At 68.2% G+C, this 21,320-nt stretch carries 24 protein-coding genes; 13 read left to right on the top strand and 11 right to left on the bottom strand.

Annotated elements, in window-relative coordinates; all coding sequences use genetic code 11:
- Positions 1-74 precede the first annotated feature (74 nt).
- From AC1RIF_RS00905 to AC1RIF_RS00890, 4 genes are read left to right on the top strand one after another with little or no spacing between them, the layout of a single operon-like run.
- On the top strand, positions 75-1,085 hold the full coding sequence (locus tag AC1RIF_RS00905; protein ID WP_492599495.1) for an ABC transporter substrate-binding protein: 1,011 nt from the start codon (positions 75-77) through the stop codon (positions 1,083-1,085).
- Positions 1,082-1,924, top strand: a complete 843-nt coding sequence (locus tag AC1RIF_RS00900) for an ABC transporter permease (protein WP_492599494.1) — start codon at positions 1,082-1,084, stop codon at positions 1,922-1,924. Before AC1RIF_RS00905 ends, AC1RIF_RS00900 begins: the two co-directional genes overlap by 4 nt.
- Positions 1,897-2,631 carry an ABC transporter ATP-binding protein gene (locus AC1RIF_RS00895; protein ID WP_492599493.1) on the top strand — a complete coding sequence of 245 codons (735 nt, stop codon included), beginning with the start codon at positions 1,897-1,899 and terminating at the stop codon, positions 2,629-2,631. Before AC1RIF_RS00900 ends, AC1RIF_RS00895 begins: the two co-directional genes overlap by 28 nt.
- Positions 2,628-3,722: an LLM class flavin-dependent oxidoreductase gene (locus AC1RIF_RS00890; RefSeq protein WP_492599492.1), complete on the top strand. Its 1,095-nt coding sequence runs from the start codon at positions 2,628-2,630 to the stop codon at positions 3,720-3,722. The genes AC1RIF_RS00895 and AC1RIF_RS00890 overlap by 4 nt, the downstream gene beginning before the upstream one ends.
- Before the next feature lie 60 nt (positions 3,723-3,782).
- On the opposite strand, the gene AC1RIF_RS00885 is transcribed toward AC1RIF_RS00890, so the two are convergent.
- A complete protein-coding gene (locus tag AC1RIF_RS00885) occupies positions 3,783-4,454 on the bottom strand; it encodes a hypothetical protein (RefSeq protein ID WP_492599491.1) in 672 nt (223 codons plus the stop codon).
- A 71-nt stretch (positions 4,455-4,525) separates the two neighbouring features.
- On the bottom strand, positions 4,526-5,443 hold the full coding sequence (locus AC1RIF_RS00880; RefSeq protein WP_492599490.1) for a carboxymuconolactone decarboxylase family protein: 918 nt from the start codon (positions 5,441-5,443) through the stop codon (positions 4,526-4,528).
- Positions 5,444-5,607: 164 nt separating this feature from the next.
- Between AC1RIF_RS00880 and AC1RIF_RS00875 the strand changes: the two genes are divergently transcribed.
- On the top strand, positions 5,608-6,804 hold the full coding sequence (locus AC1RIF_RS00875; RefSeq protein ID WP_492599489.1) for an RtcB family protein: 1,197 nt from the start codon (positions 5,608-5,610) through the stop codon (positions 6,802-6,804).
- Between the two features lie 285 nt (positions 6,805-7,089).
- Here AC1RIF_RS00875 and AC1RIF_RS00870 read toward each other — a convergent pair whose 3' ends face one another.
- The 4 genes from AC1RIF_RS00870 to AC1RIF_RS00855 form a co-directional block, all read right to left on the bottom strand.
- Entirely contained in the window at positions 7,090-7,569 is a 480-nt protein-coding gene (locus AC1RIF_RS00870) for an SRPBCC family protein (protein ID WP_492599488.1), read from the bottom strand.
- Positions 7,566-7,913 carry an ArsR/SmtB family transcription factor gene (locus AC1RIF_RS00865; RefSeq protein WP_492599487.1) on the bottom strand — a complete coding sequence of 116 codons (348 nt, stop codon included), beginning with the start codon at positions 7,911-7,913 and terminating at the stop codon, positions 7,566-7,568. The genes AC1RIF_RS00870 and AC1RIF_RS00865 overlap by 4 nt, the downstream gene beginning before the upstream one ends.
- 61 nt (positions 7,914-7,974) lie before the next feature.
- Positions 7,975-8,895 carry an SDR family oxidoreductase gene (locus AC1RIF_RS00860; RefSeq protein ID WP_492599486.1) on the bottom strand — a complete coding sequence of 307 codons (921 nt, stop codon included), beginning with the start codon at positions 8,893-8,895 and terminating at the stop codon, positions 7,975-7,977.
- A gap of 81 nt (positions 8,896-8,976) precedes the next feature.
- On the bottom strand, positions 8,977-9,741 hold the full coding sequence (locus AC1RIF_RS00855) for an AraC family transcriptional regulator (protein WP_492599485.1): 765 nt from the start codon (positions 9,739-9,741) through the stop codon (positions 8,977-8,979).
- 100 nt (positions 9,742-9,841) lie between these two features.
- Between AC1RIF_RS00855 and AC1RIF_RS00850 the strand changes: the two genes are divergently transcribed.
- The 6 genes from AC1RIF_RS00850 to AC1RIF_RS00825 all read left to right on the top strand — a co-directional run bounded on the left by AC1RIF_RS00850 (position 9,842) and on the right by AC1RIF_RS00825 (position 13,819).
- On the top strand, positions 9,842-10,642 hold the full coding sequence (locus tag AC1RIF_RS00850; RefSeq protein WP_492600104.1) for a sulfite exporter TauE/SafE family protein: 801 nt from the start codon (positions 9,842-9,844) through the stop codon (positions 10,640-10,642).
- 78 nt (positions 10,643-10,720) lie between these two features.
- Positions 10,721-11,197, top strand: a complete 477-nt coding sequence (locus tag AC1RIF_RS00845; RefSeq protein ID WP_492599484.1) for a VOC family protein — start codon at positions 10,721-10,723, stop codon at positions 11,195-11,197.
- Between the two features lie 40 nt (positions 11,198-11,237).
- On the top strand, positions 11,238-11,828 hold the full coding sequence (locus AC1RIF_RS00840; protein WP_492599483.1) for a mismatch-specific DNA-glycosylase: 591 nt from the start codon (positions 11,238-11,240) through the stop codon (positions 11,826-11,828).
- A gap of 35 nt (positions 11,829-11,863) precedes the next feature.
- Positions 11,864-12,220: an esterase-like activity of phytase family protein gene (locus tag AC1RIF_RS00835; RefSeq protein ID WP_492599482.1), complete on the top strand. Its 357-nt coding sequence runs from the start codon at positions 11,864-11,866 to the stop codon at positions 12,218-12,220.
- A 301-nt stretch (positions 12,221-12,521) separates the two neighbouring features.
- The gene (locus AC1RIF_RS00830) at positions 12,522-13,220 is read left to right on the top strand and encodes a L,D-transpeptidase family protein (protein ID WP_492599481.1); all 699 of its coding nucleotides are present in this window, start codon (positions 12,522-12,524) and stop codon (positions 13,218-13,220) included.
- Positions 13,217-13,819, top strand: coding sequence for a methyltransferase family protein (locus AC1RIF_RS00825; protein WP_492599480.1), 603 nt, complete (start codon positions 13,217-13,219; stop codon positions 13,817-13,819). Before AC1RIF_RS00830 ends, AC1RIF_RS00825 begins: the two co-directional genes overlap by 4 nt.
- Here AC1RIF_RS00825 and AC1RIF_RS00820 read toward each other — a convergent pair.
- Together AC1RIF_RS00820 and AC1RIF_RS00815 are read right to left on the bottom strand one after the other, a co-directional pair.
- Positions 13,816-14,688 (bottom strand): hypothetical protein, encoded by an 873-nt coding sequence (locus AC1RIF_RS00820; RefSeq protein WP_492599479.1) that lies wholly within the window; start codon positions 14,686-14,688, stop codon positions 13,816-13,818. The genes AC1RIF_RS00825 and AC1RIF_RS00820 overlap by 4 nt on opposite strands.
- Positions 14,689-14,846: 158 nt before the next feature.
- Positions 14,847-16,544, bottom strand: a complete 1,698-nt coding sequence (locus AC1RIF_RS00815) for a fumarate hydratase (protein ID WP_492599478.1) — start codon at positions 16,542-16,544, stop codon at positions 14,847-14,849.
- 236 nt (positions 16,545-16,780) lie between these two features.
- Here AC1RIF_RS00815 and AC1RIF_RS00810 point away from each other — a divergent pair, with 236 nt between their 5' ends.
- Complete coding sequence (locus AC1RIF_RS00810; protein WP_492599477.1) at positions 16,781-17,560, top strand: CPBP family intramembrane glutamic endopeptidase; 780 nt, start codon at positions 16,781-16,783, stop codon at positions 17,558-17,560.
- Here AC1RIF_RS00810 and AC1RIF_RS00805 read toward each other — a convergent pair.
- Positions 17,557-18,681, bottom strand: a complete 1,125-nt coding sequence (locus AC1RIF_RS00805; protein ID WP_492599476.1) for a winged helix DNA-binding domain-containing protein — start codon at positions 18,679-18,681, stop codon at positions 17,557-17,559. The genes AC1RIF_RS00810 and AC1RIF_RS00805 overlap by 4 nt on opposite strands.
- A 55-nt stretch (positions 18,682-18,736) precedes the next feature.
- Between AC1RIF_RS00805 and AC1RIF_RS00800 the strand changes: the two genes are divergently transcribed.
- Entirely contained in the window at positions 18,737-19,333 is a 597-nt protein-coding gene (locus AC1RIF_RS00800) for a TetR/AcrR family transcriptional regulator (RefSeq protein ID WP_492599475.1), read from the top strand.
- Positions 19,334-19,336: 3 nt separating this feature from the next.
- Here the strand turns inward: AC1RIF_RS00800 and AC1RIF_RS00795 are convergent, their stop codons facing one another.
- Both AC1RIF_RS00795 and AC1RIF_RS00790 read right to left on the bottom strand, forming a co-directional pair.
- Entirely contained in the window at positions 19,337-20,263 is a 927-nt protein-coding gene (locus AC1RIF_RS00795; protein ID WP_492599474.1) for an alpha/beta hydrolase, read from the bottom strand.
- A gap of 32 nt (positions 20,264-20,295) precedes the next feature.
- Positions 20,296-21,231, bottom strand: coding sequence for an SDR family NAD(P)-dependent oxidoreductase (locus AC1RIF_RS00790; RefSeq protein WP_492599473.1), 936 nt, complete (start codon positions 21,229-21,231; stop codon positions 20,296-20,298).
- Positions 21,232-21,320: the final 89 nt, after the last annotated feature.

Genomic DNA, 21,320 nt, shown 5'->3' with positions numbered 1-21,320 from the left:
ACTCCTTGCCCTCCCGCAGTCCGCGACCGCGCGGGATCGTCTGAGCACTCCCCACGTACGTATCGGAGGTTTCCATGCGTCGTTCGACGCGTCCACGTTTCTCCCTGATCGCCGCCGCGGTCATCGCATCCCTCGCAATGACCGCGTGCAGCAGCTCCGACGCCACGGAGCCGTCCGGCACTGCCGGCAGCACGCACTCCGACGTCACCCTCCGAATCGGAGACCAGGTCAAGAGCACGCAATCGTTGCTCGAGGCCGCCGGGGCGCTGGACGGCCTCGACTACAAGATCGAATGGTCCACGTTCGAGGCGGGGCCACCGCTGCTGGAAGCGCTGGGCGCCAACAAGATCGACGCAGGTGGCACCGGTGACGTGCCGCCGGTGTTCGCCCAGGCCACGGGGAACTCCGGCCGGATCGTCGCGGTGCAGGCGCGGACCGGTGCCAACGACTTTCTGCTGGTGCCCGCGAACTCTACGGCGTCGTCCATCGCCGACCTGAAGGGTAAGAAGGTCGCGGTCACGCAGGGCTCGAGCTCACACGGGCTGGTGCTGGGCCTGCTCGAGCAAGCGAGTCTCCCGGTGTCGGACTTCCAGTTCCAGTTCCTGAGCCCCGCAGACGCATTGAGTGCGTTCACGGCCGGACAGGTCGATGCGTGGGCGGTGTGGAACCCCTACGCGACCGTCGGCACGAACACTGCCGGCGCCAAGGTGATCGCCGACGGCAGCGAGGTGACCACCGGACAGTCCTACTTCTCGGCCGCGTCGGAGGCCTTGGCGGACCCGGCGAAGTCGGCTGCGCTGGCGGACTTCTTCCGACGGCTGGCCCGCGCCCAGGTGTGGGCCGACGCGCACCCGGAAGCGTGGGTGCCGATCTTCGCGAAGCTGACCAAGTTGCCCGAGGACGTCGCCGCGGCGTCGTTCGACACGTCGAAGGGCTCCTACGTGCCGATCGACGACCAGCGCATCGCGAAGCAGCAGAAGCTGATCGACCTGCTCGCCGCCGCGGGCCTGCTGAAGCAGGCTGCCGTCGCGGGTGAGTACTTCGACGCCCGGTTCAACCAGCAGATCGAGGAGGGCCGGAGATGACCGCGGTCCTGACGAATGACATCGCGACCGTCGACTCGTCGGACAGCGCTGTCCCGGAACCGACCGGGCAAGCGCGCCGCTCGTGGACGCCGCTACTGCGACTGATCTCCCCGCTGGTGCTGCTGGTGCTGTGGCAGGCACTCAGCAGCGCCGGGGTTGTGTCGGACAAGACGCTCGCCTCGCCGGCGCAGGTGATCTCGGCGGCCGGCGAGCTGTGGTCGGACGGCAGTCTGCAGGACGCGCTGGCGGTGTCGGTGCAGCGGGTGCTGGTCGGCGTCGTGCTCGGTGTCGCGCTCGCCGTCGTTCTCGGTGTGCTCGCCGGGTTCTCCCGGATCGTGGAACTCGCGATCGATCCGCCGATCCAGATGCTGCGGACGGTGCCGTTCCTCGGGCTGATCCCGCTGTTCATCATCTGGTTCGGGATCGGTGAACAACCCAAGGTGTTCCTCGTCGCGCTCGGGGTGATGTTCCCGCTCTACCTGAATCTGTTCGCGGGCATCCGCAGCATCGACGGCAAGCTCGTCGAGGCGGCGCAGACACTGGGGCTGAACAAGTTCCAGCTCGCTCTGCACGTCATCCTCCCGGGTGCGCTGCCACAGGCGCTGACCGGTCTGCGGATGTCGCTCGGCGTCGCGTGGCTCGCGCTCATCGTCGCCGAACAGATCAACGCAGACGCGGGCCTCGGCTACCTGATCAACAACGCCCGCATCTATTTCCGCATCGACATCGTCATCTTCGGTCTGCTCGTATACGCGGTCCTCGGTCTCGCGACCGACGCGATCGTGCGGGCCCTCGAAGGGAGGCTCCTGACATGGCGCAAGACCTACCAGGGCGTGTGAGTGACGCCGTCGTCACCGCCCGCGGCGTGCGACGGGTGTTCGGCACCGACGTCGTGCTCGACGGCATCGACTTGACGCTGCGCCGCGGCGAGATCGTCGCGCTCGTCGGGCGCAGCGGGTCCGGCAAGTCGACGCTGCTGCGCACCATCGCGGGCCTCGACCGCGGGCACGACGGCAGCATCGACGTCGAGGGTTCGGTAGCCGTGGCATTCCAGGAACCGCGGCTGCTGCCGTGGAAGAGGGTGCACCGCAACGTCTCGCTCGGACTGCCGGCAGCCGACGGCAGGCAACGCGCGACGGAGGCCCTCGGCGAAGTGAACCTGGGGCACCGTGTCGACGCGTGGCCGCTGACGCTGTCCGGCGGTGAGGCGCAGCGAGTGTCGTTGGCGCGGGCACTCGTCCGTGGACCCGAGTTGCTGCTCCTGGACGAGCCGTTCGGTGCGCTGGATGCACTGACCCGAATCACCGCCTACGAGTTGCTGATCCGGCTGTGGAAGCGGCACGGTTTCGCGGTCCTGCTCGTCACCCACGACGTGGAGGAGGCGGTGCTGCTCGCGGATCGTGTGCTCGTCCTAGACGGCGGCCGGATCGCCCACGACGTCGCGGTGTCGGCATCGCGCCCACGGCTGCGCGCCGACCCGCACGTGGTCGAGCTGCGCAGCACGGTTCTCACGCATCTCGGCGTTCTCGAAGGGATTCCCGCATGACCCTGCACTTCCACTGGTATCTGCCCACCTCCGGGGACGGCCGGGAGGTGATCGGCGCGCTCGACGCGGGGTCGTCCGGCCGGGCGTCCGCGTTCCGTCCGCCGTCGCTCGACTACCTGTCCCTGGTCGCCAGGACCGCCGAGCAGCTGGGATTCGAGGCGGTGCTCACACCGACCGGGACGTGGTGCTCCGATGCCTGGATCACCACCGCGGCACTCATCCGGGAGACCCGCACGCTGAAGTTCCTCGTCGCGTTCCGGCCCGGGTTGATCACCCCGACCCTGGCCGCGCAGCAGGCGGCGGCCTTCCAGCAGTTGTCCGGCGGGCGGTTGCTGCTCAACATCGTCACCGGCGGCGACGCGGAGGAGCAGCGGCGGTTCGGCGACTTCCTCACCAAGGCGGAGCGCTACGAGCGGACGGGGGAGTTCCTCGAGATCATCCGCGGCGCGTGGGGCGGGTCGCCGTTCGACTTCGTGGGCACCCACTACACGGTCGAGGGCGCCGTGGCGTTCCCGACGCCGTCCCCGGCACCGGGGATCTTCTTCGGCGGGGCCAGCGAGCCCGCGCTGGACGTCGCGGCCCGGCATGTCGACACCTACCTCACCTGGACCGAGCCACCGGCGAAGGTGGGCGCGCTCGTCGACGACGTCCGCCGTCGCGCCGCGCTGCACGGGCGGACGCTGAGCTTCGGCATCCGCGCGCACGTCATCGCCCGGGACACTTCGGAGGAGGCGTGGGCCGAGGCGCGCAAGCTGGTCGAGTGGATGGATCCCGCGCAGATCGAGTCGGCACGAAACAGGTTGGCTCAGAGCGAGTCCGAAGGTCAGCGCCGTCAGCTCGGCCTGAGCGCGGATCTGCGCCACCTCGAGGTGTACCCGGGCCTGTGGGCCGGATACGGACTGGTCCGCGGCGGCGCCGGTACCGCGCTCGTCGGCAGCCACGCGGAGGTGGCATCGCTGATCCAGGAGTACGCGGCGGTGGGCGTCGAGCACTTCGTGCTGTCGGGTCAGCCGCACATCGAGGAGGCGTACTGGTTCGGGGAGGGGGTGCGTCCGATCCTGTCGCGGCAGGGGTTGCTGCAGGTCGCGTGATGGGCGGACGGAGGCGGTCCGGGAGTCACTTCGTGGCTCCCGGACCGGCCGGCGGGTCGGTCAGACCATCTCGGGCACGTGCAGGTGGGCGATCGCGAGCTCGAACTCGCACACCTCCAGCACCTCGGCTCGGGCCTCACTCAGGGTTGCGTTCCGGATGGTCTCGGCCTGGTCGCGGCTGGCTGCCATCTGCTCGACGCTGTCGAAGGTCACCGAGGACACCGCGCGTCCGGCCGCATGGTCGGCCATCAGACTCGCGCTGCAGAACCCGTCGATCTCGCCCATCGCGGGCAACGCCGCCAGCTTGTAGACGTCGACGGCGCGCGCCATCGTGCCCGGCTCCACCTTGAACCAGGCAGCGCGGACGCACGCGCCGTGGTGGGACGGATGATCGCGGTGCAGGACCTCGATGTCCCACCGCTCGACTTGCCAGGTGCCGTGGAAGACCTCGGCGGCCCGATCGCGAAGCTGCATGACTGGTCCCTCGCTCCGGCGGAGAGCATCTTCGTCCATCCACGAACTGGTGGCGATGCAGCGCCCGGATTCCCGGTCGACCAGCAGCGACAGTCCGGCGCAGCCTTCGATGTCGGCGAGTTCCGGCATCACGGTGTCGCGGACGTGCTTGATGCCGGCGTCGATGAACGAGGGATGTGCCTGGATAGTTGTAGAACGTGCGTACACGATCCACCTCTTTCTGCTCGAGGTGGCGCCAGGGGGCGCCACCGGCCCCATTCCTTACCCCACCTTCCTCCCGCACGCGGGGCATGGCAATGGCCGGCCGGCGCCGTGCGTCCACCGGTCGCTCAGCAGGGCAGCGTGAGGCCGAAGTCCACGGAGCCGTCGGCGTTGACGTCGTAGATCTCGACGCCGTCGGTGACGTTGGGGCGATCGGTTCCGGTCGCCACCGCGATCTTGTTGCACGAGTTGCGCATCATGTCGAGCACCAACTCCACCGACTCGGCCGGCGAGAAGTGCTCGCGCACAGCATTGATCGTCTGCGGATCGAGACGGCCGGGCTGCCACGTCAGTCCCTCGGCAAGGCCCAGTGCCGCCTGGTGGCGCAGGGACAGCCCGCCGGCGCGGTAGTCGTCGATCTCGGCGTAGACGGCTTCGTCGCCGCCCGACTGCAGCGCGGTGCGGTTACGCAGGGACTTGCACAGCCGGCAGTTGTGCTGGCGGGCCTGATACAGCCGCACGACCTCGGTGGTGACCGGGTCGAGTTCGCGGAGCCGGGCGACGTCGACCAGCGTGCGTTGGATCAGCGACCACGGTTCGCCCTCGGTGGTCCATTCGGTGGGCATGCCCCAGTCCGGGGCGCCGTTCTCGAACAGCGCGTCGAGCCCGGCGCGCAGTCGCGGCACCCAGTCGGCGACATAGAGCGACTGGACGAAGGTGCCGGTCCGGTCGCCGAGCGCCGACGCGAGCGCGCCGCGCATGGTGTCGTCGATCATCGACACGTCGACGCCGAACTGTTCGGCGAACTCGAGCGCGACTCGCGCGGCCTCGTCGGCGTCCGTCGGACCGGGGGACATGGTGGGCGCCGGTAGTGGTGCGAGCGACAGCATCCGTCCGCACAGCGCGCGAGCCCGCGGGACGAGGGAACCGTCGCCGATGGGCGGGACGAGGGCGACCAGACGGTCCACTGCGGACGCCACCTCGGGGGCGTGGCGTCGTAGTGCCGCGGCTCCGCTGTCGCGTGACCAGTCGTCGTGTCGTGCCATGCCTGCCACCGTCCTCGGGATTCGCTCGTCGGTCCCGGTCCATTGAACGCCGTCGGACGGTAATTCGCTTGCCCGGTCCCGAAATCGCTCTACGGTGGGACTACCAATCATTCGGACGATGTCGCGGGCGATCCCCGCGCGATCGTTCACGACCGGAGAAGACAGTGACCCCCACCGAGCACGGCCGCAACCTGTTGAACTTTGCCAGTCACGTCGAGGAGAGCACGCTCGCACAGGCGCGAGAGACCGCGTCCATGCCGTTCGTGTACCCGCACGTGGCACTGATGCCGGACGCGCACAGCGGCAAGGGGTCGGCGGTCGGCACGGTGATCCCCACTCGTGGCGCGGTCATCCCGGCGGCCGTCGGCGTCGACATCGGATGCGGAATGATCGCTGCCCGAACCCAGTTCACGTCGGCCGACATCGAACGGGCCGGCGCGGACGGCCGGACACTGCACGCATTGCGGCTGCGGATCGAGGACGCGATCCCGCTGTCCCCGGGCAACTACAACCTCACGGCATCCCTCGGGGAGTTCTTCGCGAAACCGAAGATCGCGGAGCTCGAGGAACGGGCCGCCGAGGACGGCGTGGAGCTGTCCCACTCCCCGAAGTGGCGCGAGCAGCTCGGCTCCCTGGGTGGCGGCAACCACTTCATCGAGTTGTGCCTCGACGAACAGGATCGGGTGTGGATGTTCCTGCACTCCGGGAGCCGAGGTGTAGGCAACAAGATTGCCCAGAAGCACATCGCGATCGCCCAGAAGTTGTGCCGGACATGGCATATCGACCTACCGAACCGCGATCTCGCCTATCTCGCGGAGGGTGCCCCCGAGTTCTGGGGGTACATCCGGGAGTTGCGGTGGGCGCAGCGGTTCGCGCTGTTGAACCGGGCCGAGATGATGGACCGCTTCAGTGCGGTGCTGGGGGAGTGGATCGGGCAGTCGGTGGTGGAGGCCGAGCGGATCAACTGCCATCACAACTACACCGAACAGGAGGAGCACTACGGCGAGAAGGTGTGGCTCACCCGCAAGGGCGCGGTCGACGCCCACGAGGGTGTGGACGCCGTCATTCCGGGTTCGATGGGCACCCGCTCCTACGTGGTCCGGGGCAAGGGCGACGCGCGTGGGCTGTGCTCCGCCCCGCACGGCGCCGGCCGCCGGTTCTCCCGCACACAGGCCCGGAAGCGGTTCACCGTCGCGGACCTGGCCGAGCGCATGCAGGGGATCGAGTACCGGCACGGCGCCGAGTGGATCGACGAGATCCCGGACGCCTACAAGGACATCGACATCGTCATGGACGACGCCCGCGACCTCGTCGAGATCCGCCACGAGTTGCGGCAGATCCTCAACGTGAAGGGCACGTAGTCGAAGAAGCACTCCGGACAGACGAACACCCCGGGAAGTATCCCGGGGTGTTCGTCGAGTGTCGGGTCAGCTGAACTCGAAGGTGCTGCCGAAGTTCACCAGGTTCCCGATCGTTCCGATCAGTGACGGGAACAGCGAGATGAGATTGAGGTTCATGGCGGACTCTCCCCTGACCAAGGTTTCGTCGAGCAATTGTGATCGAAGCGAAATATAGGTCACCCGCTCGTCGAATACGGCGTTTTGCCGAAAATTATCTGGACGATCGTCCAAGATTGCTGGGTCTTGTCACGCGGAGCGTGCGAGCAGCGCGTCGAGGGCCGCGAAGCTCTCGTTGAGGCCCTGCTCCATGCCGGACTCGATCATTCCGTCCCGGTCCTCCGCCGTCATGAAGATCGAGTCCAACACCAGCTTGGTGCGGCTGTCGCCGAGATCGACGAAGTCGATGGTCTCGACGGACACGTGGGTCGGCATGCCGTCCCATTCGAACGACCACACGATGCGGTCCTTCGGGGTGACCTCGGCGAATCGTCCCTCGAAGCCGGCGCTCTCGCCCTCGTGGTGCTCGACGAAGCGCCAGTGCCCGCCCCGCTCGAGCTCCCACTTCTCGATGTCGAGTCGGTGGCCGCGACCCCACCACTGCGCGAGTTGCTCGGGTTCGGTGTACGCGGCCCACACGCGGTCGCGGGGCGCATTCACGATGCGTTCGATGTGCATTCCACGCTCGCCCGGGGTGGTGACGGTCGTGGCGGATGTCTGGCTGGTCATCGATCCTTCTCCGTTCGGTTGGGGTCGTCGTTCTCCAGGAAGGCCGCGAGACGGTCCAGCCGCGCCTCGACCTCGCGGCGATATCCGAGCATCCAATCGAGTTCCTGCCGAAGGGGGTTGGTGCCCAATCGGCAGTGCCGGACCCGGCCGCGCTTCTCGGTCACCACCATGTCGGCGGCCTCGAGCAGTGCCAGATGCTTCTTGATCCCGGTCAGGGTCATCTCGAAGCTCTGGGCCAGTTCGCTGACCGTGGCGGGCCCCTGTGTGAGGCGTTCGAGAATTCCGCGACGGGTGCCGTCCGACAGTGCCGCGAACGTGGCGTCGAGATCCAAATGCTGAACCATCTAGTTCAGTGTTGCGCGGTTCGGTGACGCTGTCAACGTCTAGGCGGACCGAGCTCCTGTCCTAGTACAGAAGAGTTGTGTCGGTGAGCTTCTCGGCCACCGCCCACAGCGACGGCGCGAGGTCGACGCCGCGGGAACTGCGGGGCTGGTCGAGCCTGCGGGTCGGCCCGATCAGTCCCATTCGTCCGCCCGGCCCGTAGTACCCGCCCTGCGCGGCGTCGGGACTTGTCGCGGCGAACAGTAGGGGTTCGGTGCCCTGCTGGACGTCCTGGGACGGCAGTATCGTGCGGTCGCTGCCCGAGAACATCCCGTGCCGCGGCCGGTCCCGGCCCAGGCTCGCGCCCGCGGTCTGCAGGTTTGTGCGGGTGTAGCCGGGATGCGCGTAGGTGCTGAGCAGGTTCCAACCGCGTTCGACCGCGACGTTCGCGAGGTGCTGCGCCATCAGCATGTCGGCGAGCTTGGACTGCGCATAGCTCATCGCCGGGCTGTACCGGTGGGTGGAGTGCAGGTCCCGGAAGTTGATGCGCCCGTAGTGGGCGGTGCCGCTGGTCATCGTGGACACCCGGGGAGCCGGAGCGTCGAGCAGCAACGGCAGCAGGAGATTGGTCAGCGCGAACGGGCCCAGGAAATTGGTGCCGAATTGCAGCTCGAATCCGTCGACGGTCTCGAACCGCTCGGGTGGCGACATGACTCCGGCGTTGTTGATCAGGAGGTCGAGAGGGCGTCCGTCGTCGAGGAATCCGGCCGCGAACTCGCGGACCGAGCCGAGATCGGCCAGATCGATCCGGCGGATCTCGAGTTGCGCGTGCGGAATGTCGTGCATGATCTCCGCGCACGCGGCCTCGCCCTTGCCCGAAGTGCGGCAGGCCATCACGACGTGCGCGCCGGCGGCGGCCAGCCGACGGGTGGCCTCCTTGCCGGTGCCGCTGTTCGCGCCCGTGACGACGACGTACCGGTCCTGCATGTCGGGAACGTGGTACATGTGAACTCCCTGGCGATCGATGATTCGCGGGTGACGTTCGCGGTCCAATCTACCGGCGTGTGCTGCCGATCAGCGAGCGTGTCACCTGGGGGAGAAGCTGCTCGGTGGTGTGCCGAGCAGCTTGGTGAACATTGCCGTGAACGACGCCGGGCTGGCATAACCGAGGCGGGTCGCGACAGCCGCGACAGGGCGGCCCGTTCCCAGTTCGGGGAGTGCGGCGAGGACACAGGCGCGTCGACGCCAACTCGCCGAACTCATCCCGGTCTCCGAGGAGAACATCCGATCGAGGGTTCGGGTACTGACGTGCAATGTGCGGGCCCACGCGTGGTTCCGGTCGTGGATGTCCGGGGCATCGAGGAACGCCTGGCACAGTGCGCGAAGTTCGGGGTGTCCGGGTAACGGTAGTTCCAACGGCAGCGGGGCGGTATCGGCGATCTCGTGCAAGAGCAAGGTCATCAATGCGCCGTCACGGCCGAAGTGGTCGTACCGGAGGGGGACGTCGACCGCGGCGAGCAGTAGTTCCCGCAGGAGCGGACGTACGTCGACGACACGGCACGCCCGGGGAAACCAGGGCGCCGCACCGGGCTCGATGTAGAGGCTGCGCGTACTGACATCGAGCATCCTGACGCGGTGCCGGGTGCGGGGCGGAATCAACACCGCTCGGTCCGACGGTACGGTCCATGTGCCGCAATCGGTTTCGACCTTCATGACGCCCGACGCGCCGAAGAGGAACTGGGCGCGGCGGTGCCTGTGCCAATCCAGTAGGTGGCGTGGCGGGTAGTCGGTGCCGATGGCGAGAACGGCGCGATCGGTGGTGTCGAGATCGTCGACCGGAACATTGCGCACGAAGAAACCGTACGCCGGACTTTGGCGGATTTGCGATAGAGGGTGGCAAATCATCGATTGTGCGCCACCAGGCGGTCTTCGTAGCGTCGGATCCGTGAGTATTGCGGTTCTTCTCTTCTTCGGGTGCATCACCGGGATCACCACCGTCGCCTTCGGTTTCGGGGGCGGATTCGTCACGGTTCCGGTCGTGTACTGGTATGTCGGGCGGTCGGCTACGGTTCCCGCGGACACGGCGATGCACGTAGCCGTTGCGACCTCCGCGGCAGTGATGGTGGTCAATGCGACGATCGCGACCTCCACGTATCGCCGGAACGGCGGACGTGGACTGGTGGGAGCGGCGACGCTGCTACCCGCCCTGGCAATCGGGGGACTGCTCGGGGCGCTTCTGGCGACACGCGTCGACGGGGCGGTCGTTCACGCGCTGTTCGTGGTCTACCTCGTCGCCACCATCGTCGACGTGTCTGTCAGGCGCGGCTTCCTCGTCGCGCAGGCGACATACCGGCGGTCGCCGGGCGGCACCGCGACTACGGTCGGCGGTGTCGCGGTCGGGTCGGTCGCGAGCTTTCTGGGAGTCGGTGGCAGCGTGATGACGGTGCCGATTCTGCGGCGGCGAGGGATGTCGATGATCGACGCGACAGGCCTGGCCAACCTGCTGACGCTGCCGGTCGCCCTGGCGGCGTCCGTGGTCTACGCGACCACCGGCCCCACGGCCGTCGCGTCGTCGACGGGGCTGCGAGCGGGGCTCGTGGACGTGGCCGCAGCAGGGGCGCTGTTGGCAGGTTCCCTACCGGTGATCGCAATCGTCCGACGGTCGATCGGGCGGATTCCGGACCGGGTCCACGCGGTCGGATACATCGGGCTCCTCGTCCTGGTCACCGCAGTGATGACGGCCCTCCGATGAGTTTGCCCTGCACAAGCCGTCCGAATAGATGAGTATTGGGTGGCCCGTATTCGTCAGGCTGTCGAAAGGGACCATGTCATGCAGAAGATCACTCCGTGCCTGTGGTTCGACACCGACGGGGAGGAGGCCGCGCAGTTCTACGTCTCGGTGTTCAAGAATTCGAAGATCTCGAACATTTCCCGGTACGGCCCCGGCATGCACCGACCGGAGGGCCTGGCGCTCACCGTCGAGTTCGAACTGGACGGGCAGGCGTTCACGATCCTCAACGGTGGGCCCGAGTTCACGTTCGACGAGGCGATCTCGTTCCAGGTGAGCTGCGCCGATCAGTCCGAGGTCGACGACTACTGGTCCCAGCTCACCGCCGACGGTGGGCAGGAGAGCCAGTGCGGGTGGCTCAAGGACCGGTTCGGGGTGTCGTGGCAGATCGTTCCCGCCGCCCTGGGCTCGTACATCGGCGGCCCGGACCCCGCGGGTGCGCAGCGGGCCACGCAGGCGATGCTCGGGATGCGCAAGCTCGACATCGGTGTCATCCGCGCGGCCTACGAGGGCTCCTGACGGTTTGGCCGACACCTGATCGGTGCGGTTCGCTGTCCTCATGGGATTCAGCCGCGCCGAACTCGAATCGTTCCGCGACAAGGAGGTCCCGGACCTGATCGGTCCGGGATGTCGACTGCTGTTCGTGGGTATCAATCCGGGGCTGTGGACGGCCGCCACCGGAGCGCACTTCGCGCGTCCGGGCAACCGCTTCTATCCGGCGCTGCTGCGGGCCGGGATCGTCGACCGGCCGATCGATCCCACCGCCGGCATGTCCGATGCCGACCGCGATCTGCTCGTCGGGCGTGGCGTGGGCATCACGAATCTCGTTGCGCGCGCGACGGCCCGAGCGGACGAGCTCACCGCCGAGGAACTGCGAGTGGGCGGCCGGCGGCTGCGCGAGGTGGTGGCGGCGGCGCGCCCGCGGGTGGTCGCGATCGCCGGGATCACCGCCTATCGGGCCGCGTTCGGAGTGCGAGCGGCGCAGAAGGGTCGACAGCCCGACGGTTTCGAGGGTGCGGAGTTGTGGGTGGTGCCGAACCCGAGCGGGCTCAACGCCCACGACACCGTCGACTCCCTCGCGCACGCGTACCGCGCCGCCGCCGTGGAGGCGGGGGTGGTCGACGCCGCCGGAACTCCCGGCACGGATTAGCTACTGGAACGTTCCTTGGCGGTCACCAGAACACGGTGATCGGTTCACCGTTGCCGCCCACGATCTCCAAGGGCCTGTTCGTCACGCAGTTGTCCACCATGCAGGTTCCTGACTGTCTCGATCCGTTCGATACGCCTCTGGGCGGTCTGTCCGGCATCGACTACGACTCCGCCACCGACCGCTATCTCGTCGTGAGCGACGATCGTGCGCAGAACGGCCCGGCCCGCGCGTACACCCTCGACCTGGGCCTCGACGGGAGCGGTAGGTTCACGGCGCCGGCCCCGAAGTTCACCGGGATCACTCTGCTGACCGACGCAGGCGGCCGGCCCTACCCGGAAAAGGGTCTCGACCCGGAATCGATATCGGGAACAACCTGGCATTCGAGGGTCTGACCTTCTCGGTGGACGGCTCCGAACTCCTTGCGCTGAAGGAGAATTCTTGTGTAGGACGGTACTGTCGCAACACCTGAGAATGGCACGGATCCGGCCGATGGAAATGCTGTCGGAGTACTCGTATGTCGCAAGACCGGGCTGGCCGGCCTCGTGGTCGCCCCGGACGGGCGGTCGCCGTACTTCACCGACATCGCGTCGAACGGCGTGTTCCGACTCGCGTTGAGCTGACCGAAGACCGTCGGAACGTATCGTCCTCGCGAATCGGAACACAGCGAGGGGGCCGTCGAGGCACACTCGGAGGATGGCGGAGATCCGGCGCGGGCGGTGGCATCGGCTGTGGACCAACGGCTTGATGGTGTTGATCGCGCTGGCGTTCGGGCTGGTGGGAGCACCGCGGGCGGGTGCGGTGGTCGATTCCGTCATCTTCGGTGGAACCTCGAACCAGGTCATCACGGTATTCGCGCCGACACCGGAGTCGACCGTGGCGGAACTGACGGCGTGGGCGCGGGGCGCCGACGGCGTCTGGCGCGAGGTGGCCGGGCCGGTCGTCGCGCACGTCGGGGCGGACGGGATCGGGTCCGCGAGTGAATTCGCGGCCCGCACGCCGGCCGGCGTGTTCCCGCTGACCGGCGCCTTCGGCCGGCTTCCCGATCCGGGCACCGCGATGCCGTACTTTCGCACCGATGTGCAGGACTGGTGGGACTCGAACCCCGCCTCACCCGGATACAACACGCACGTGCGGCAGCCGGTCAGCCCCGGCGCCGCCAGCGAGAACCTGTACGGCGCCGGTGCGGTGTACGACTACGCCGCGGTGATCGGATACAACTCCGCGCGCACACCCGGCGCGGGGTCGGCGATCTTCCTGCACGTCGCGGACGGCGCTCCGACGGCCGGTTGCGTTGCCGTCGACCGGGAGTCGCTGGTGTCGATCCTCGGCCGACTAGACCCCGCACAGCATCCCTTGATCGCGATCGGCGTCGGGGAGGCGCCGCGCCCGTGACCGGCGCCGACTCGCCACTGCCGCTCTTCGCCACCGAGTCGGCCGCGGCGGTGATCCTGACGCTCGCCTTCGCCGCGTTGCTGTTCTCCGAGTACCGGATCGGGCGCACACATCCCGGCGGTGCCTCGCACCGTGACGGGTGGACCGGTCCCGCCGTCGGGCTCGGGCTGATGGTCGCGTACGTCGGCGGGGCCGTGTTGAGCGTGCTGGTGTCGACGACGGTGATCACGACGGGTGCCTGGTGGTGCTTCTGGATCGGCCTGCTGGTGGCCGGGGCCGGGCAGGGCCTGCGGCTGCGGGCCGTCCACGAGCTCGGGGCGTCGTTCACCTTCCAGGTACAGACCGCGCCGGGGCAATCGGTGATCGACACCGGTCTCTACCGGCGGATCCGGCATCCGTCGTACACCGGTGCGTTGGTGTGCGCGTTGGGATTCACTGTCGCGTATACGAACTGGCTCGCGCCGCTGACGGTGCTCGCGCTGGCGGCCGCGTACGTGGTGCGGATCCCGCACGAGGAGCGGGTGCTCGTCGACGGGCTGGGCGAGCCGTACCGGCAGTACATGCGCCGAACCAAGCGGCTGATTCCGTACGTGCTCTAGAGCTTCCAGCCGCGTTCGATCGTGACGAGCGGCTGCCAGCCGAGTCGCGTGAAGTACGCGCGGTCGGCGATGTCGGCCGCACCGACCGAGGTGAGCAGGTGCCGGGAGCCGGCCCGCCGCAACCACGCACAGGCATGCGCGATCAGGTCGTCGGCCCTGCGGTCGGCGTCGTCCGCCATGACGAGTTCCGCGAGCTCGGACCAGCCGTCGAGCGGCATCAGGGTGCCTCCGCGGGTCAGATTCTCGACTACCTCGACGTAGCCGCCAGCGTCCTTCAGTGTGAAACGGGTGCCGTGGTCGCCGACCGTCCGCACGACTGTGTCCGTCGGCGCCGACACATCGTGTGGCGTGGGTAAGTCGAGATCGGTGCTGAGGACGATCTCGGTGCTCGCCGGGTCGGGGGACAGCCCCACCGACCGGAGCGTGGCCGCGACGTGCGGCCAGCAGTCGGGTATCCCGTATGTGACCGGCGTCGGCAGATCGCCGTCGGCGAAAACCGCGGTTGCGCCGTCCCGGGTCAGGACTGCCAGGCCGGCGTCGAGCAGCGCAGCGGCGGCGTCAGCCCGATCCGGCAGGTGGACGAACCAGGCGATCTCCCCGGCTCCGCGATAGTCGTTCGAGACGCTTCCCTCACTTCCGTAGCGGCGCAGGTGGATCGCGGCGACGATGCGGTCGTCCACCACCGAGACCAGTGTCCAGCGAGACCTGACCCACGGATCTGTGACGTACTGCGTCGGGTTGGATTCGAGGCTTGCCAGCAGCGTGGCACTCGAGATCGCCCAGCCGGGCGCGATGGCCCCGAGGTGGACATTGACCAGATCGGTGAACTGTTGACGATCGCCTCGGCGGAACGAACGAATCTCGGGCATGACGAAACTCCGTGTCTGCGGCGTACACCGCGGAATGGGTGATGGTTTCGCCGCTACCCGTGCGGCACGTGAACGAGACTATCGCATCGAGGGCCTGGACGCCGCGAAGGCCCGGCGGAGCGGATGCTCCACCGGGCCTTCGGAGTTCGATACGCGGATCAGATGCCGGGTCGCTTGCCGATCGTGAGGGTGACCTCGCCGGTGTGGGCGAAGAAGTCGTTGCCCTTGTCGTCGACGACGATGAACGCCGGGAAGTCCTCGACGTCGATCTTCCAGACCGCCTCCATACCGAGCTCTTCGTACTCGACGATCTCGACGTTCTTGATGCAGTCCAGTGCCAGACGCGCGGCCGGGCCGCCGATGGAGCCGAGATAGAAGCCGCCGTGCGTGTTGCACGCGTCGGTGACCTGCTTGGAACGATTTCCCTTGGCCAGCATGATCATCGATCCGCCCGCTGCCTGGAACTGCTCGACGTACGAGTCCATGCGGCCGGCGGTGGTGGGGCCGAATGAGCCCGACGCCATGCCCTCGGGGGTCTTGGCCGGCCCGGCGTAGTACACCGGGTGGTCCTTGAGGTACTGCGGCATCTCCTCGCCGGCGTCCAGGCGCTCCTTGATCTTCGCGTGCGCGATGTCGCGCGCGACGACCAGCGGGCCGGTCAGCGACAGGCGGGTCTTGACCGGGTGCTTGGACAGCTCGGCCAGGATCTCCGGCATCGGCCGGGTGAGGTCGATCTTGACCGCGGCACCCTTGCCGGTGCCCGAGATGCCGTCGGTCTCGGCGTCGAGCTGGGTGTCGGTGACCTCGGGCAGGAACCGGCCGGGGTTGAACTCGAGCTGCTCGAGGAAGACGCCCTCGGGGGTGATCTTCGCCTTGGCCTGGCGGTCGGCCGAGCACGAGACAGCGATCGCGACGGGCAGCGACGCGCCGTGGCGGGGCAGACGGATGACGCGAACGTCGTGGCAGAAGTACTTGCCACCGAACTGTGCGCCGATGCCGATCTTCTGGGTGAGCTCGAAGACCTGCTTCTCGAGCTCGTGGTCACGGAAGCCGCGACCGGTGATCGCACCCTCGGTGGGCAGCTCGTCGAGGTAGTGCGCCGACGCGTACTTGGCCGTCTTGAGCGCGAACTCGGCGGACGTGCCGCCGACGACGATCGCCAGGTGGTAAGGCGGGCACGCCGCGGTGCCGAGCGAGCGGATCTTGGCCTCGAGGAACTGCATCATCGAGTCCGGGTTCAGGATCGCCTTGGTCTCCTGGTACAGGTACGACTTGTTGGCCGAGCCGCCGCCCTTGGCCATGAAGAGGAACTTGTAGGAGTTCTCGTGGCCCTTCGCGGTGTCCGCGTACAGCTCGATCTGCGCGGGCAGGTTGTTGCCCGTGTTCTTCTCGTCCCACATCGTGATGGGGGCGTTCTGCGAGTAGCGCAGGTTCAGGCGGGTGTACGCGTCGTAGACGCCGCGCGCGATCGACTCCTCGTCGTCGCCCGGGGTGAGCACGTGCTGGCCGCGCTTGCCCATGACGATCGCGGTGCCGGTGTCCTGACACATCGGCAGCACGCCGGCGGCGGAGATGTTGGCGTTCTTCAGCAGGTCGAGCGCCACGAACTTGTCGTTGTTCGACGCCTCGGGATCGTCGAGGATGCTCGCGACCTGCTTCAGGTGATCGGTGCGGAGGTAGTGCGAGATGTCGTGCAGTGCCGTCTCGGTGAGGAGCCGCATGGCCTCGGGCTCGACCTTCAGGAAGGTGCGGCCGTCCGGTCCTTCGACGGTGGACACCCCCTCGGTGGTGAGCAGCCGGTACTCGGTGGGGTCTTCACCGATCGGCAGCAGGTCCTCGTAGAGGAATTCGGCCATCATCTCTCCTGAACACGGGGGTGCGAAGTTCGACGTTCAGGCTAACCGCGCGGCGTGGACGGCCCGAATCGGGGCGGCCGGTGCGGGCATATCATCGAGGTGTGCCGAATGTTGTGTGTTCGAGGTCACCGCGGCGGACCCACGGATTTCCGTAGGCTCGGATACGTAACAACCAGATAACGATCTGCGGTGTGTCGTCTCGCGGCGAGCCGCAGGGGTTGGGGGCAGCACCGCACATGACTGTCGAAACTGTGGGCGTGGGCCACTCGGTGACACCCGGCCTCGGCCACGCGTCCGGACTGCATCGGATCCGAGCGGCACACGCGTGGCTCGATGTGGCCGTCGTCGTCGCGGTGCTCGTCTCGACCAATCTCATCGCGCACTTCACCACCCCGTGGGCGAGTTTCGCGACCGTCCCGATCTCCGCGGTGATCCTGGTTGCGCTGACTCGCCGGCGCGGATTGGGCTGGGCCGAGCTCGGGCTCTCACCCCGGCACTGGCGCAAGGGATCGCTGTATGCACTCGCGTCCGTCGGGTTGGTGCTCGCGGTCGTCGGTATCGGAATCGCGCTGCCCTTCACGCGACAGTTCTTCATGGCCGACCGGTACGCCACCATTTCCGGTGCCCTCATCGCGTCGATGATCGTGATCCCGCTGCAGACGGTGATCCCGGAGGAACTCGCGTTCCGTGGCGTGCTCCAGGGCACACTGTCTCGGGTCTCCGGCGTTCGCGGCGTCTTCGCGGCCGGTTCGCTCATGTTCGGGCTGTGGCACATCGCGTCGTCGCTGGGTCTGACCACCAACAATCGCGGCCTCACCGGTGTCCTCGGCGGCGGGTTGGTCGGCCAGATACTGGGCATCGCGGGTGCGGTTGCGGCGACCGCCGTCGCCGGTTTCGTCTTCACGTGGCTGCGCCGCCGTAGCGGGAGCCTGTTGGCCCCGATCGCGTTGCACTGGTCGCTCAACGGCATCGGTGCCCTCGCCGCGGCCCTCGTCTGGCACGCCTCCCTGGGCTAGTCCCGTTCCGTGACACCCGCGAGCGGCACGCCCCGGAACTCCGCGAGCGACGACGCCTGCTCGTTCAGCGACCCGCGATCGGATTTCGACAGCGTTCCCCACGGCGTGATCTCGAGCGAGAGTTTCCTCCCCGACGTCCGCGGCCGCCACAGACCGGCGATCTCGCCGCCGATCGCGATCGCGCCGGGACGCCCGAGCGTGGGCCACAGCGCCTTGCGGTGCGACTCGTCGGCCACGAGCAGGTCGCGATCCTTCGACTGCAGATAGGGGTCGAACGGGCCGAGCAGTCGTACCGAGGTGTCGGACGGCGGATCGAGCAACAGATCGAGATCGGTGGTCGGGATCGACCGCACCGCGCCGTCGACGGCCACTTCGGTGATGTCGCCGGGCCAGTGGCCCTTGACGTCCTTGACAGGCGCGTCGAGGTAGGCGGCAACCGCCTTCGGTTCGCTCGGGCCGAAGAAGTGCAGGTAGCCGCGGACCACGTCCAACCGTGGATCGGCGTCCGCGCCGGTGCGGGTGTACGGCTTCGAGCGCCACCCGGGGATGTGCTCGAGGACAGGCGGCGACGTGTCCGGCCGGAGTTCCAGACCGGCCTGCAGCGCCGCGAGGCGGAAGGGCATCTCGTACATGTGCGTGGCGTTGCACGGCCGGCAGAACCGCAGATACGGCTCGCTCATCCGCGCGGTCAGCGCCGACGACATCTCGCCCTTGACGGTGGGCGCACGGACGATGTCGCGCATCTCGTCGGCTACCTCACGCAGCGCGTCGAGCGTACCGATCCCGGCCGCCTTCAGCGGGCGGTTCGCGTCGTAGATCCGTTTGGCGGCGTCGGCATCCGACAGGGGCGCGGTGGCGACGGCCACCTTCGGCAGATCCGCGCGGCGGTAGCAGTGCGGCGCGCCGCGCAGCGTCCAGGCCAGCGCTAGGTCGGCGGAGGAGCCGGCCGGTGTTCCGCGCACGTGCAGCGCCCACGCGGCACCGTCGGGTCCGGTGTTCTGGATCCCGAGATCGAGGATGTCGCAGTCGGTGGGGCCGGTGGCGATCCCGGGGCCGCGATCGAGTTGCTGGACATGCCAGCGGTACGAGAGCACCTGCGCGCGGGTCACTTCCACGGTCATGGCCCGAGTGTAAGGGCGGTCACAGACAATCGTTCGCGGACACTAGACTGCGAGTATGGAAACCGAACCCGGCGAGAAGTTGTCGCTGCGCGCGTTGCAGAAGCAGAGGAGCCGGGCGCACCTACTGGACACCGCGGCGCGGCTGATCGGGGAACGCGGGTTCCGCGAGACGACCATCGACGACATCGCCAAGGCCGCCGGCGCGAGCCGCGCCACGCTGTACTCGTACTTTCCTGGCAAGGACGCGATCGTCCGCGAGATCGTCGTCGAGGTGTGGGACCGCGCCGAGGCGCTGTACCGGGACTTCGGCGGTCTCGAGGACTGGTCGCGACCGACGATTCGCGGCTGGGTGGGTCGCGTCGTCGACGCCTGGGAGGCGAGTGGCGACAGGCTCCGCGTCCAGTCCGCCGGCGTGGTTCGGTTCGACGACTTCTACCTCGACTACCACCGCCGTTTCGTCGTGGCGCTCACCACGAACGCCGAGTTGTGGGGGCGCTTCGACGACGCCGACATCGAGCGTCGCGCACTGCTGCTGATCAGCGGGCTCGAGTTGTTCCTCAACACCTGGATGGTCCGCGGGTGGCGTGTCGATCGCGAGGGCGCGATCGACACGATCACCGACCTCTGGTGTGCCGCCCTGCGGTCGGGGTAGCGCTCACCCCAGGGCGAACTTGGCCCGCACGATTCCGCCGATCTCGGCGAGCGCCAGCCGTGCCCGGACATGGAGATCGGCATGCATGAGGAATCCGTGTGCCACACCGGGATAGCGCAGCACCGCCGTCTGGACTCCCGTGTCGCGCAGGCGATGGGCGTACTCCTCGGCGCCGTCGCGACTGGGATCGTGCGACGCCGTGACCACGATCGCCGACGGCAGGCCCGACAGGTCCTCCGCCAGGCTGGGCACCCCGTACGGATGGTCCCGGCTGGGATCGTCGCCGAGATACAGGTTCTTCGTCCATGCGAAGTCGCCGGCCGTGATGATCGGGCCGTCTGCGAACTCGAGTACCGACGGCTTGGTGTCGTCACGGTCGATGCCCGCGTAGATGTGCAACTGGAACACCAGTGGCACTCCGCCCTCTTCGCGGGTCTGCAGCGTCACCCCCGCCGCGAGGGTCGCGCCGGCGCTGTCCCCGGCGACGGCGATCCGATCCCGGTCGAGGCCGAGGTCCGCGGCGTTGCCGGCCACCCACTGCGTTGCGAAGTACGCCTCGTCGGTCGCCACCGGATAGGGATGTTCGGGGGCGAGTCGGTAGTCGACGCTGACCACCACCGCGCCCGACGCCTCGGCCAGCAGGCGGGCGAGGCGGTCGAAGCTGTCGATGCTGCCGATGACCAGGCCGCCGCCGTGGAAGTACACGATCGCCGGGAGGTCCGGCGCGTCGACGGGGCGGTAGATCCGCAGGCGCAGCGGTCCGTGCGGCCCGTCGACGACGCGGTCCCCGACGCGGTGCATGTCGGGGCCGGGCCGCTGCGGCAACGATTCGAAGGCGGTGCGGGCGGCGTGGACTCCCGCCACGTGCATCGGCACCCAGTCGGCACGGGTGCCGAGGTAGGCGGCGACATCGGGATCGAGTTCGAGCATGTTCGGTGTCCTTTCGGGAGTCGGGCCCGGAATCAGGCCTTGACCTTGCCGTCGACGTCGGGCGCGACCCGGATCGCGACCCAGTCCGCGCGGGTCTGCGGGCTCATCCGGGAGACGAACGAATCGAGCTGGGACCACAGCGATTTCGACACGGTCATGTCGCCGGGTGTCATCACCTCGTCGATCAGCGACGACCAGGCCTCCGGAGTGTGGTCGTCGGTCAGTGCGCCCGGTGTCTCGGCCTGCACGACGCGGGAGACCAGTCCGCCACCCACCGCGAACACCTCGCCGCTGAGGGTGGTGTCGGCATGCAGGAGATAGGTGGCGAACGCCGCGACCGCATCGGGCGGGAAATGAGTCTGCATGAACTCTCCGAACCCCGGTTGCTCGATTCCGGCGGTGGACCGGGTCCAGGCAGCAGGGAGGATCGCGTTGGAGCGCACACCGATTCGCTTGCCGAGGATCGCCTGCGTCCGGGTGAGGGAGAGGATCGCGCCCTTGGCCGCGGCGTACCCGGGCATCGCGGGAGCACCGTAGCTTCCGTTCGACGAGATGTTGAGGATCCGCCCGTGGCCGGTCGCGGACAGGTGTGGCCAGGCGGCCTCGGTGATACGGTGCGCGCCGCGCAGATGTACGTCCACCAGTGCGTCGAAGCTCCCGCCCGCACCGGCGTTGTTCACCACGATGTCCAGGCGGCCGAAGGCGTCGATCGCGGCCTGCGCGATGCGGTCCGCCTCGGTCACGACGTCGCCCGTGACCCCGACGGCGGTGCCGCCGTCGGACTCGACCAGGCGGACGGCCTCGTCGGTACCCGGGGTGTCAGCCCCGCCCGTCCAATCGCGCCCGAGGTCGTTGACGACCACCGAGCATCCGCGGGCGGCCAGCAGGCGGGCGTATGCGAGGCCCAGTCCGAAGGTGGACACTCCGGTGATGAGGGCGACCTGTCCGTCGAAACGTAGTGGATTCATGGCCGGCAACGCCTTTCGTCTGGGCAGCGGGGATGGATCGGACCGTAGCGCACGGAAACCGTCGATGGTAGACATTCGAGCAAAAAACC

This window comes from Prescottella sp. GW823-FHT02E09, assembly GCF_058797375.1.
The sequence above is the reverse complement of the archived record's forward strand: the minus strand, read 5'-3'. Positions and strand labels throughout refer to the sequence as shown.